The sequence below is a fragment of the Paraburkholderia sp. Tr-20389 genome (assembly GCF_017104565.1).
In the GTDB taxonomy this organism is placed as follows: Bacteria; Pseudomonadota; Gammaproteobacteria; order Burkholderiales; family Burkholderiaceae; genus Paraburkholderia.
Genome location: NZ_JAAGPD010000019.1, coordinates 59,109 through 72,095 on the forward strand (window position 1 = coordinate 59,109; position 12,987 = coordinate 72,095).

General features: G+C 62.9%; 8 protein-coding genes. 5 read left to right on the plus strand and 3 right to left on the minus strand.

The features are described from left to right. Positions 1–163: 163 nt before the first annotated feature. Positions 164–886 (minus strand): OmpW family outer membrane protein, encoded by a 723-nt coding sequence (locus G3N95_RS19275; RefSeq protein ID WP_205971666.1) that lies wholly within the window; start codon positions 884–886, stop codon positions 164–166. Positions 887–1,072: 186 nt separating this feature from the next. On the opposite strand from G3N95_RS19275, the gene G3N95_RS19280 reads away from it, so the two are divergent. The 5 genes from G3N95_RS19280 (at position 1,073) to G3N95_RS19300 (ending at position 10,522) form a co-directional block, all read left to right on the plus strand. Further along, a complete protein-coding gene (locus G3N95_RS19280; protein WP_205971667.1) occupies positions 1,073–1,780 on the plus strand; it encodes a transposase in 708 nt (235 codons plus the stop codon). A 321-nt stretch (positions 1,781–2,101) separates the two neighbouring features. Then, positions 2,102–6,805: a glutamate synthase-related protein gene (locus G3N95_RS19285; protein WP_205971668.1), complete on the plus strand. Its 4,704-nt coding sequence runs from the start codon at positions 2,102–2,104 to the stop codon at positions 6,803–6,805. 115 nt (positions 6,806–6,920) lie between these two features. Continuing rightward, on the plus strand, positions 6,921–8,387 hold the full coding sequence (locus G3N95_RS19290) for a glutamate synthase subunit beta (protein WP_205971669.1): 1,467 nt from the start codon (positions 6,921–6,923) through the stop codon (positions 8,385–8,387). A 229-nt stretch (positions 8,388–8,616) separates the two neighbouring features. Further along, positions 8,617–9,261: an RNA 2',3'-cyclic phosphodiesterase gene (gene thpR / locus G3N95_RS19295; protein ID WP_205971670.1), complete on the plus strand. Its 645-nt coding sequence runs from the start codon at positions 8,617–8,619 to the stop codon at positions 9,259–9,261. 295 nt (positions 9,262–9,556) lie between these two features. Beyond that, positions 9,557–10,522, plus strand: coding sequence for a tyrosine-protein phosphatase (locus tag G3N95_RS19300; protein ID WP_205971671.1), 966 nt, complete (start codon positions 9,557–9,559; stop codon positions 10,520–10,522). A gap of 177 nt (positions 10,523–10,699) precedes the next feature. Here the strand turns inward: G3N95_RS19300 and G3N95_RS19305 are convergent, their stop codons facing one another. Continuing rightward, on the minus strand, positions 10,700–11,995 hold the full coding sequence (locus tag G3N95_RS19305) for an ATP-binding protein (protein ID WP_205971752.1): 1,296 nt from the start codon (positions 11,993–11,995) through the stop codon (positions 10,700–10,702). A 16-nt stretch (positions 11,996–12,011) separates the two neighbouring features. Further along, the gene (locus tag G3N95_RS19310; RefSeq protein ID WP_205971672.1) at positions 12,012–12,749 is read right to left on the minus strand and encodes a response regulator; all 738 of its coding nucleotides are present in this window, start codon (positions 12,747–12,749) and stop codon (positions 12,012–12,014) included. Positions 12,750–12,987: the final 238 nt, after the last annotated feature.

Genomic DNA, 12,987 nt, shown 5'->3' on the forward strand with positions numbered 1-12,987 from the left:
CACGCGGATCTCGCGACAGAGGGCGCGTGTGACGGGAATGATGTCGCGATTCGCCGAAGACGAACGCATAGACATACAGGTATCGTGATTGCATGGACCAACGCCGACACGCTTTTGCGAATCGGCGTTGTTCAAGCCCGAAAATCTCGTCTAACCTGTTGTGTTAGAACCGATAGCCCAGGTTGACATACGTGACGATCGGGTTCAGACGAATCTTCGTTTCCGATTGCACGTTGACGGGACCGATAGGCGTATTCGCCGTGGTGTTCAGCTTGGCCGTCGTGGAAAGCGGCAGGTAAGAGATCGAGAAGCCTGCGAACCAGTGATCGGTGAAGGCGTAAGTGAAGCCGGCATTAAACACGGGCTCCCACGAACTATCCGTCGTGACCGTGGTCGGACCATGAAGTACGTTGCTCTGGAACGCGCCGTTCGAAATCTTCTCGTCTGTGAACCAGACACGGCTCACACCGATGCCCAGATACGGACGGAACTTCGCTTGCGGCTGGTTGAAGTAGTACTTGAACAGCAGCGTCGGGCTCCACTGTTTCGCTGAACCGAGCTTGCCGTATTGCTGGAATGAGCCCGTGCCCTTCAGGTCGAATTGCGGCGGCACGCCGATCACGAATTCAGTGGCGATGTGATCGGTGACGAAGTAGCCGGCAGTGAAACCGATGGTGTCGCCATCACCGAGTTCGGCGCCCGTATTGGGCACGGTGATGTTGACGGGCGTGCCGTTGACGTTTGTCTCTCTCAACGGCTGACTACTGGACTGAGGCGCGAGATGGAACCACCCTGTCGTAACGAACATACTGCCGGCCGATTGCGCGTGCGCTGTGGTTGTTATGCAAGCAAGTGCCGCGACCCCCAAGGCCTGTTTTAATTTCATTTGTGCTCCTCCAAAAAAGGCCCGCCAATTATGACCACAACGTTTCAAACAAACCATACGCGCCGGTTAGAGCGTTCTGCCTAGGTTTCATGCGGTTTCCGGCAGACCCGCATGGCGCGTAAGGCCGCGCCGGCACAGTTTTTCGGACCTTCGGGTATGTACCAACGCGACTTTGGATAATCCAGCATGGCACGGCTTGCACGTCTTTATGTCCCCGACCAGCCGCAGCACGTGATCCTGCGCGGACTCGACCAGCAGCCCGCTTTCGTCGACGACCAGGATTACGAGCTGTTCATCGATTGCCTGAAGGCGGCTTCACGCGATCACCATCTGTCCGTGCATGCATACGCGCTGATGCCAGGCGCGGTGCAACTGCTCGTCACGCCCACCGACGAATCGAGCCTGCCGAAAGCGATGCAGGCTGTCGGCAGGCGTTACGTCGCGCACTTCAATCGCCGTTACTCGCGACGCGGCACGTTGTGGGAAGGCCGCTATCGCGCGACGGTCATCGAAGGCGAGAAGTACTTCCTGCTCGCAAGCCGCGTGGTCGAGTTGTCGCCTGTGCGCACCCAGCTGGTGAGCACGCCCGAAGACTACCGATGGTCCAGTTATCGGCATCACATCGGCCTGACCTTAGACAGTTTGATCACCGACCATCGTTTGTACTGGTCATTGGGCAATACGCCGTTCGAACGTCAGCGCGCGTATCGCGAACTGTGCGAGCAGCCGCTTGACGAACGCGAGACCAATCAGCTTCAACAGGCCACTTTGAAGGGCTGGGTGCTGGGTAGCGACTCGTACCGGGAGTGGGCGGCGCGGGCGGCGAACCGGCGAGTCTCTCCGCTGCCGAGAGGGCGGCCGCGCAAGGTCCGCGAGACGCCTCAAACGCAATAATGTCTTTGTAATCAAATGTTTGGCGACTGAATCGAAAAGCGAACGGCATCCCTGCATGCCGTTTTCTTTTGCCCATATTAGATATGGCACCAATTAAATGGGGCGCAAATGCACCATATTGATAATTGGGGTTCGACCATCACATTTTGTTTGCTATTCCGTTGATTCGTCGCGTATATTCCGATTTCCGGCTTCCCGATGTGCAACTGCAACATCCCGCATCGCACATTCAGCGGACGCCCCGCGCGGTTGACCCGCAAACCGCGGCAACGAGAAAAACTGGTTTAACGGCCCCCACGGCCCCTGACAGACGGTGTCCCCATGAACGACCACCAGCAGCCGATTTCCACGGTTCCCGCCGCGCAGGGTCTTTACGACCCGCAGAACGAGCACGACGCATGCGGCGTCGGCTTCGTTGCGCATATCAAGGGCAAGAAAAGCCACGAGATCATCCAGCAAGGCCTGAAGATCCTCGAGAACCTCGATCACCGGGGCGCCGTCGGCGCCGACCCGCTGATGGGCGACGGCGCGGGCATCCTGATCCAGATTCCGGACGCGTTCTACCGCGAGGAAATGGCGAAGCAGGGCGTGACGCTGCCGCCCGCGGGCGAATACGGCGTCGGCATGATCTTCCTGCCGAAGGAACACGCTTCGCGTCTCGCTTGCGAACAGGAGCTGGAGCGCACGGTGAAGGCCGAAGGCCAGGTCGTGCTCGGCTGGCGCGACGTCCCCGTCGACCACAACATGCCGATCTCGCCGACCGTGAAGGCGAGCGAGCCGCTGATCCGCCAGATCTTCATCGGCCGCGGCAAGGACATCATGGTGACGGACGCGCTCGAGCGGAAGCTGTACGTGATCCGCAAGACCGCGAGCCACCGCATCCAGGCGCTCAAGCTCAAGCACGGCAAGGAATACTTCGTGCCGTCGTGCTCGGCGCGCACGGTCGTCTACAAGGGTCTGCTGCTGGCGGGCCAGGTCGGCGTGTACTACCGCGACCTGCAGGACGAGCGCGTCGTGTCGGCGCTGGCGCTCGTGCACCAGCGCTTCTCGACCAACACGTTCCCGGCATGGGAACTGGCTCACCCGTACCGCATGATCGCCCACAACGGCGAAATCAACACGGTGAAGGGCAACGTCAACTGGCTGAACGCACGTACGGGCGCGATCGCGTCGCACGTGCTCGGCGACGACCTGCCGAAGCTCTGGCCGCTGATCTATCCGGGCCAGTCGGACACGGCTTCGTTCGACAACTGTCTCGAACTGCTCGTGATGGCGGGCTACCCGCTCGTCCACGCAGTGATGATGATGATTCCCGAAGCATGGGAACAGCACACGCTGATGGACGACAACCGTCGCGCGTTCTACGAATACCACGCCGCCATGATGGAGCCGTGGGACGGCCCCGCTGCGATCGCGTTCACCGACGGCCGTCAGATCGGCGCGACGCTCGACCGTAACGGCCTGCGTCCGGCGCGCTACATCATCACCGACGACGACCTCGTCATCATGGCGTCGGAAGCGGGCACGCTGCCCATTCCCGAGTCGAAGATCGTCAAGAAGTGGCGCCTGCAGCCGGGCAAGATGTTCCTGATCGACATGGAGCACGGCCGCATCATCGACGACAAGGAGCTCAAGGACAACCTCGCAAACGCGAAGCCGTACAAGAGCTGGATCGACGCGGTGACCATCAAGCTCGACGAAATCGAACCGAATGCCGACGACGTCGCCACGGAGCGCCGCGAAGCGGCGGCACTGCTCGACCGCCAGCAGGCGTTCGGCTATACCCAGGAAGACGTCAAGTTCCTGATGGCGCCGATGGCGCAGGCAGGCGAAGAAGCCGTTGGCTCGATGGGCAACGACTCGCCGCTGGCCGTCATGTCCAACAAGAACAAGACGCTCTATCACTACTTCAAGCAGCTGTTCGCGCAGGTGACGAACCCGCCGATCGACCCGATCCGCGAAAACATGGTGATGTCGCTGGTGTCGTTCGTCGGTCCGAAGCCGAACCTGCTCGACACGAACAACATCAACCCGCCGATGCGTCTCGAAGTGTCGCAGCCGGTGCTCGACTTCAAGGACATCGCGAAGATCCGCGCAATCGATCAGTACACGGGCGGCAAGTTCAGCTCGTACGAACTGAACATCTGCTATCCGGCTGCATGGGGCAAGGAAGGCATTGAAGCGCGCCTCGCTTCGCTGTGCGCGGAAGCCGTCGACGCCGTGAAGTCCGGCTACAACATGCTGATCGTATCGGACCGCAAGACGGACCGCGACAACGTCGCGATCCCGGCGCTGCTCGCCACCTCGGCCATCCACACGCACCTCGTGCAGCAAGGTCTGCGCACGAGCACGGGCCTCGTCGTCGAAACGGGCTCGGCGCGCGAGACGCACCACTTCGCGCTGCTCGCGGGTTACGGTGCGGAAGCCGTTCACCCGTACCTCGCGATGGAAACGCTCGCGCAGATGGCTGCGGGCATGAAGGGCGACCTGTCGGCGGAAAAGGCCGTCTACAACTTCACGAAGGCAGTCGGCAAGGGCCTGCACAAGGTCATGTCGAAGATGGGCATTTCGACGTACATGTCGTACACGGGCGCGCAGATCTTCGAAGCGGTCGGTCTCGCTGAAGAACTCGTGAACAAGTACTTCAAGGGCACGGCATCGAAGGTCGGCGGCATTGGCCTGTTCGAAGTCGCGGAAGAAGCGATCCGTCTGCACCGCGACGCATTCGGCGACAACCCGGTTCTTTCGAACATGCTCGACGCGGGCGGCGAGTACGCGTACCGCGTGCGCGGCGAAGACCACATGTGGACGCCGGACGCGATCGCGAAGCTGCAGCACTCGGCACGCAGCAACTCGTATCAGACGTACAAGGAATACGCGCATCTGATCAACGATCAGACGAAGCGTCACATGACGTTCCGTGGCCTGTTCGAATTCAAGGTCGATCCGTCGAAGGCGATTCCGCTCGACGAAGTCGAATCGGCGAAGGACATCGTCAAGCGCTTTGCAACGGGCGCGATGTCGCTCGGCTCGATCTCGACGGAAGCGCACGCTACGCTGGCCGTTGCGATGAACCGTATCGGCGGCAAGTCGAACACGGGTGAAGGCGGCGAAGACGAGAACCGCTATCGCAACGAACTGCGCGGCATTCCGATCAAGAACGGCGACACGATGAAGTCCATCATCGGCGACGAGATCGTGACCGACATTCCGCTGAAGGCAGGCGATTCGCTGCGCTCGAAGATCAAGCAGGTCGCGTCGGGCCGTTTCGGCGTGACGGCGGAATACCTCGCGTCGGCGGACCAGATCCAGATCAAGATGGCGCAGGGCGCGAAGCCGGGCGAAGGCGGCCAGCTGCCGGGTCACAAGGTGTCCGAGTACATCGGCAAGCTGCGTTACTCGGTGCCGGGCGTCGGCCTGATTTCGCCGCCGCCGCACCACGACATCTATTCGATCGAAGACCTCGCGCAGCTGATTCACGATCTGAAGAACGTGAACTCGTCGTCGAGCATTTCGGTGAAGCTGGTGTCGGAAGTCGGGGTCGGTACGGTTGCCGCGGGCGTTGCGAAGGCGAAGGCCGATCACGTCGTGATCGCAGGCCATGACGGCGGCACGGGCGCATCGCCGCTGTCGTCGGTGAAGCACGCCGGTACGCCGTGGGAACTCGGCCTCGCCGAAACGCAGCAGACGCTGGTGCTGAACCAGTTGCGCGGCCGCATCCGCGTGCAGGCCGACGGCCAGATGAAGACAGGTCGCGACGTCGTGATCGGCGCGCTGCTCGGCGCAGATGAATTCGGCTTCGCGACGGCGCCGCTCGTCGTCGAAGGCTGCATCATGATGCGCAAGTGCCATCTGAACACGTGCCCGGTCGGCGTCGCGACGCAAGACCCGGTTCTGCGCGCGAAATTCCAGGGCCAGCCGGAACACGTCGTGAACTTCTTCTTCTTCATCGCTGAAGAAGTGCGCGAAATCATGGCGCAACTGGGTGTCCGCAAGTTCGACGACCTGATCGGCCACAGCGAATACCTCGATATGAAGAAGGGCATCGAGCACTGGAAGGCGAAGGGTCTCGACTTCTCGCGCGTGTTCTATCAGCCGAGCGTTCCGGCAAGCGTCGCGCGTCTGCATGTCGAATCCCAGGATCACGGTCTCGACCGCGCACTCGATCACACGCTGATCGAGAAGGCGAAGGCCGCGATCGAGAAGGGCGAGCACGTGTCGTTCATCCAGCCGGTGCGCAACGTGAACCGTACGGTCGGCGCGATGCTGTCCGGCGCGGTCGCGAAGAAGTACGGCCACGACGGTCTGCCCGACGACGCGATCCACATCCAGCTGAAGGGCACGGCGGGCCAGAGCTTCGGCGCGTTCCTCGCCAGGGGCATCACGCTGGATCTGGTCGGCGACGGTAACGACTACGTTGGCAAGGGCCTGTCGGGCGGCCGCATCATCATCCGTCCGACCAACGACTTCCGCGGCAAGTCCGAAGAAAACATCATCTGCGGCAACACGGTGATGTACGGCGCGATCGAAGGCGAATCGTTCTTCCGCGGCGTCGCGGGCGAGCGCTTCTGCGTGCGTAACTCGGGCGCGACGGCGATCGTCGAAGGCACGGGCGACCACGGCTGCGAATACATGACGGGCGGCACGGTGGTCGTGCTCGGCGAAACGGGCCGTAACTTCGCGGCGGGCATGTCGGGCGGCGTCGCCTATGTGTTCGACGTCGACGGTTCGTTCGCTGCGAAGTGCAACAAGTCGATGGTCGCGCTCGACCCGGTGCTGCAACAGGCCGAACAGGAGCGCACGGTCGACAAGGCACTGTGGCATCTGGGCCAGACCGACGAAGCGCTGCTCAAGGGGCTCATCGAACGTCACTTCCAGTTCACGGGTTCGCCGCGCGCCAAGGCGCTGCTCGAAAACTGGGATGCGTCGCGCCGTCAGTTCGTGAAGGTGTTCCCGACCGAATACAAGCGCGCGCTGGGCGAAATGGGTGCGAAGAAGGCTGCCAAGGAAGTGCTCGCGGCCTGATCGTTTCCCGACCCAACCCCTGACGACATAACGAAGCGCACCCGCCGCCTGCGTGCAAAACGCGATGCGGCGGGCGCCGATCCCCTCACCGATTCAGATAGACATAGAGAACCACATGGGCAAGGCAACCGGTTTTCTCGAGTTCGAGCGCCGTCACGAGGCGTACGAAGCACCTCTCACCCGCGTCAAGCACTACAAGGAATTCGTGTCGGCACTGACCGACGACGAAGCGAAGATCCAGGGCGCACGTTGCATGGATTGCGGCATCCCGTTCTGCAATAACGGCTGCCCTGTCAACAACATCATTCCGGACTTCAACGACCTGGTCTTCCGTCAGGACTGGAAGAACGCGATCGACGTCCTGCACTCGACGAACAATTTCCCCGAGTTCACGGGCCGCATCTGCCCGGCGCCGTGCGAAGCGGCATGTACGCTCGGCATCAACGACGACCCGGTCGGCATCAAATCGATCGAGCACGCGATCATCGACAAGGCGTGGACCGAAGGCTGGGTTGCGCCGCAGCCGTCGAAGCACAAGACGGGCAAGAAAGTCGCCGTCGTCGGTTCGGGCCCGGCGGGCCTGGCCGCTGCACAGCAACTCGGACGCGCCGGCCATGACGTGACGGTGTTCGAGAAGAACGACCGCATCGGCGGCCTGCTGCGTTACGGCATTCCCGACTTCAAGCTGGAGAAGTGGCTGATCGACCGCCGCATGCGCCAGATGGAAGCCGAAGGCGTGACGTTCCGCGCGAACGTGTTCATCGGCAAGGACGCACTGCCGGCGCACATCGGCAATACCGCGAAGGAAACCATCACGCCGGAAGAACTGAAGGAACAGTTCGACGCCGTGATCCTGACTGGCGGTTCCGAGACGCCGCGCGATCTGCCCGTGCCGGGCCGCGAACTCTCCGGCATCTATTACGCGATGGAATTCCTGCCGCAGCAGAACAAGGTCAACGCCGGCGACAAGGTCGCTGATCAATTGCTCGCGAAGGGCAAGCATGTGGTCGTGATCGGCGGCGGCGATACGGGCTCGGACTGCGTCGGCACGTCGAACCGTCACGGCGCGAAGGGCGTCACGCAGTTCGAACTGCTGCCGCAGCCGCCGGAAGAGGAAAACAAGCCGCTCGTGTGGCCGTACTGGCCGGTCAAGCTGCGCACGTCGTCGTCGCACGAAGAGGGCTGCGAGCGCGATTGGGCCGTGGCGACCAAGCGTTTCGAAGGCAAGAACGGCAAGGTCGAGAAGCTGATTGCGGCGCGCGTCGAATGGAAGGACGGCAAGATGGTCGAAGTGCCGGGCTCCGAATTCGAAATGAAGGCCGATCTCGTGTTGCTGGCGATGGGCTTTACGCAGCCCGTTTCGCCCGTGCTGGAGGCGTTCGGTGTCGACAAGGATGCGCGCGGCAACGTGCGTGCCGCGACGGAAGGCGACAAGGCCTATTACACGTCGGTCGACAAGGTGTTCACGGCAGGCGATATGCGCCGTGGTCAGTCGCTCGTGGTATGGGCGATCCGCGAAGGCCGCCAGTGCGCACGTTCGGTCGATGCCTATCTGATGGGCCATTCGGAGTTGCCGCGCTAAGTCTCGATCGTCCCGGCGATGCCGCGCTGCATATGTCGCGCGGCAAGCCGCCCTGTTTTGCAGGAGGATGTGGAGACAGACGCGGGCACCGGCGCTTCGACGCCGGCTAGTCACGTAAAAGCAGTAGAAGCAGGTCAGGAAACCGGGCGCTCGCAAGAGCGACCCGGTTTTTTTCTGACATGGCGCGATAATGTGGCGATCGGCGCAAACGTGCACGGAGGTATCGGCGATGCAGCGTACCGAACGTCAGTCAGATCCGCAGGCCGGTTCAATGGACCGCGACGAAGCGGAGCTTGACGCCGCTCGCGCGAACGGCGAGAGGGAAGCCGCCGATCCGCAGCGCGACTACCAGCGCTGCTTCATCGCCCTCGTACCCGACACGGCGACGCGCGCTGCTCTGTCGGACATTCCCGTGCCGCCCGCAGCACGTCGCGTACCCTACGAGCAATTGCACCTGACGGTCACTTTCATCGGCGCGCTGCCGCTCGACAGGAGCGCTGCGTTGATCGACGCCGTCACGCGCGAGTCCGTGCCGCTCAAGCTAGCGCCCATCACGAAGATCGAGCATTGGCCGGGCGCATCGCATCCGCGCCTGACGGTGGCGACGCTCGCGATGTCCGACGAGTTCGTCGCCCTCGACTGGCGTGTGCGCTCGACGATGATCGCGCTCGGCCTGCCCGTCGATGCGCGCACGTTCAGGCCGCACGTGACGCTCGCCCGCTATCGCCGCGATGCCGCCGCTGTCGGTCATGCGGCGGAATTGCCTGTAGCACTCATCGCACGCTTCGAAGCGTTGACGCTGTATTCGAGCACGCTTGCGCGCAATGGCGCGCGTTACAGGTCGCTGGCGAGCGCGCCCGTCGTCTACGAGTGAAGTGCTTGGCGCGAAGCGCGAACAGAAACAGAACCTCGCGACGCAGAAGAAACCGTGTAAGAAACTTGCGCACCCGCCGTGCGCTGGCCGGCTACTCTCCAGCAGGGCGTCCGGCAGGCCTTCATTGCGATTCCTTACTGACTGCTACCGCGTAACCTGAAAACTGTTTTCGTCCATTACACTCCGCATCGGCGCCTTAATCCGACGGCGAGGCCGTCCACGTGCACGCGCACCGCGTGCGTCTTTCGCTCCTGCGCCGCGCTTGCGCTGTGCCCGCAACTTGTAGAAACACACGATGACTCTCACTGCGAAAGCGGACCTTTCGCGTGCCGCTTTACACGCCTTTCGTGCTTCGCCGCTCGCGATGCCGGATCTGCACGCGTTCGCGAACGCAGAGCGCGCGTCGCGCCGCCGCTTCCTGAAGGGCACGGCGGGCGCGCTGCTGCTCTCCGGTATGGGCAGTTCGCTGCTGACGGCGTGCGGCGGGACCAATGCCGGCGCGGATCAGGCACCGACGCCGCGCCTCGCGTCGCTGGAAAACTTTCGTGACGTGGGCGGCACGGCGGCGGGGTATCCGACCGTCGACGGCCGTGTCGTGCGGCGCAATGCGTTTTTTCGCGCGAATGCGCTGACGGAGAATACCGCCGATGCAGCCGTGCTCGATTCGTTGGGCATCACGGCTGTCTACGATCTTCGCACGCCCGCTGAAATCGACCGCGCCGCCGATATGCTGCCCGCCAACGCGCTGTATCAGAAGATCAACGTCACAGGACACGAAGACGTGATGATGCCCGCAGCGGATAGCGCGGCAAGCGCGGTGTCGTCGATGGAACACGCGCAACGGTTCTACGTGACGGATCCCGTGCAGCGCGCGGCGTTCGGTTCGCTGCTCACGCAGCTCGCCACTACGCCCGGCCCGCAGCTGATTCACTCGAGCGCGGGCAAGGACCGCGCGGGCTGGGCGGCGGCACTGCTGCTGAGCATCGCGAACGTGCCGTTCGATGTCATCATGCAGGACTACCTGCTGTCGAACACCTATCTGGCCAATTCGATATCGGCGCGCGTCGAAGCGCGCCGCCAGGAAGGCGGCGATCTTGCCGCCAGCATCGAAATGCCGCTCGCGAGCGTGCAGAGCAGTTATCTGCAGGCATCTTTCGATCAGGTGCAGGCAAGCTACGGCACGATGTCGGGCTATCTGACGCGCGGACTCGGCCTGATGCAATCGACGGTCGATACACTGCGCGACCGTCTGCTTCTCTGACGTCCTTTTTCCCCGCACAAAGAAAAAACGGCCCGTCCCAGGTGGCAGCGGGACGGACCGAACAGGGAGGCGCCGAGGACGCCGGATTGCACTATAGATCTCAACCCATCGGAAACGGGGCAATCGTAAGGCAAGGTAAGCGCAACCGCCGCGTGCGTAATAAAACGCGGCGCTGCTTCACGCATCCGGCACGGTGACAGGCATTGCGATGCGCACGTGCAGGCCGCCTTCCGGATGATTCTCCACGGTGCACTTGCCGCCGCGATGATGCGTGAGGCGCACGACGATCGCGAGACCCAGTCCACAATGTCCTTCGCCGCCGCGTGCCGCGTCGAGCCGCACGAACGGCTTCATCGCCGCGGCGATGCGGTCTTCGGGGATGCCTGGACCGTGATCGCGAACGTCGATGATCCATTGCTCATCGTCGCGCGACGTCGCGATATCGACGGGCGGCGCACCGTGCTCGAAGGCGTTGTCGACGAGATTGGTGACGAGACGGTCCAGCAGCGTGCGCGGCAGCGTAAAGCGCGGACCCGCCTGCAGATCGAGCGTGAAGAGCGTTGCCTCGCCATCGTCGCCATCGACGGTTTCATTGCCGTCCGTGGCGGAAAACTGCTCGCGCAGGAAACCGTCGACTTCCGTCATCGGTCCCGATTCCGCCGACTGTCCGGCAAACTCGAGGAACTGCTGCACGATATTCGTCAGCGAATCGACATCGCGGATCAGACCCGCGCGTTCGTTCTCGTCGGCGAGCACGCTCGCGCGCAGCTTCAGGCGTGTGAGCGGTGCCTTCAGATCGTGCGCGACGCCCGCGAGCATCACAGCCTGGTCGTCGCCCGCTTCGTTCAGGCGCCGCATCATGTCGTTGAACGAGCCGATCAGATCGCGCAGCTCGCGCGGTCCCTGTTCGGAGACGGGCTCGGGCCGACCGCCCGAACCGAACGCGCGAGCCGCATGTGCGACCCGCGTGAGCGGCCGTTGCATCTGCCACACCGCGAGCAACGACAGCAGCAACGCGGCCAGCAGCATCGAAACGGATTCGATCACGAAGCGCGGACGCGGCGGCACGTCGACGGGAATCACGACCCACATCGATTTGCGCGGAAAGCGCACCCACAGACGCGGCATATGTGTGTCGTCGACGGCGATTTCGGTGCCGGGCGGCAGGCTCGCGCGCAGACGTCGCGTGAGGTCGATGAACGGGCGGCGCGTCGGCGGTTCGAGATGGACGGTGGCCGGCATGTTCCACGTCGGCACGAGATGCACGCGCAGCGCGGGCGCGACGTCGGCGCCGTTGACGGGCTCGCCGTTCGCGGCCTGCAACGCGAGCAGGATGCCGCGCGCGTAGCCGTCCACTTCGTGATGCGGCGGTTGCATCACGACGAGCACGAACCAGCCGGCCTGAATCGCAAACAGCACCGCCGACGAAAGCAACGCCATCCGGCCGAACAGCGTATTCAGCGGATTCCTGATACGGGTCACGCGGAGATCACGCAGGATCGGCGGCGAACGGCGCGCCATCAGGATCCGCATCGGGGACGAACACATAGCCTTTGCCGCGCACAGTTTGCACATAGCACGGATTCGACGGATCGTTTTCGATCACGCGGCGCAGACGCCAGATGGGCACATCGAGGCTGCGGTCGCGGAACGGCAGGTCGTCGCGATGCACGAGGTCGTGAATCAGCACGCGCGACAACACCTTGTACGGATTGTTGACGAAGATCTTCAGCAGCGCGAACTCGCTATCGCGCAGCGTGACGCGCGTTTCGTCGCGCGACAGCGTGCGCGTCGCGAAGTCCAGTTCGAACGGACCGAAGCGATAGCGCTTGCGCGCTTCAGGGGCGCTCGTCGTCGCGGGGCCGCGCCGCCGCAGCACTGTCTGGATGCGCGCGAGCAGCTCGCGTGGATCGAACGGCTTCGTCAGATAGTCGTCGGCGCCGAGCGATAGCCCGATGATGCGATCGGCCACCGTGCCGCGCGCCGTCACGAAGATCACGGGAATGTCGTCGCCGGCGGCGCGCAAGGCGGTGAGCGCGCGCAGGCCGTCCGTGTTCGGCATCATGATGTCGAGCACGACGACGGAAGGCCGCTCCCGTTCGAGACGCCGTTGCAGATGCGTGCCGTCATGCAGCACGGATGCATCGTAGCCGTTCGATTGGAGGAAGCGACAAAGCAGATCGCGCACGACGGGATCGTCGTCGACGATGAGGACCTGTGGATTCATACCGAAATTCTAGTCCGGCATCGTGGCTCGGCGGTTGAAGTCTTCCTTACCAACACTTACTCAAACTCTCAACCAGCCGGTGTGTGGCGGGGCGTTACACAAACGACCCTTGCTGCGCGGGGTTTCGCGAGTCGTCGCGCGCGTTGCAGTCGGCAATATTCCCCGTGCGCGCCTTTCGGATGTCAGGCCAAAAAGTGTCCGGAATGCGACGTCTGAAAGATTTGGCGTGCATTCGCAA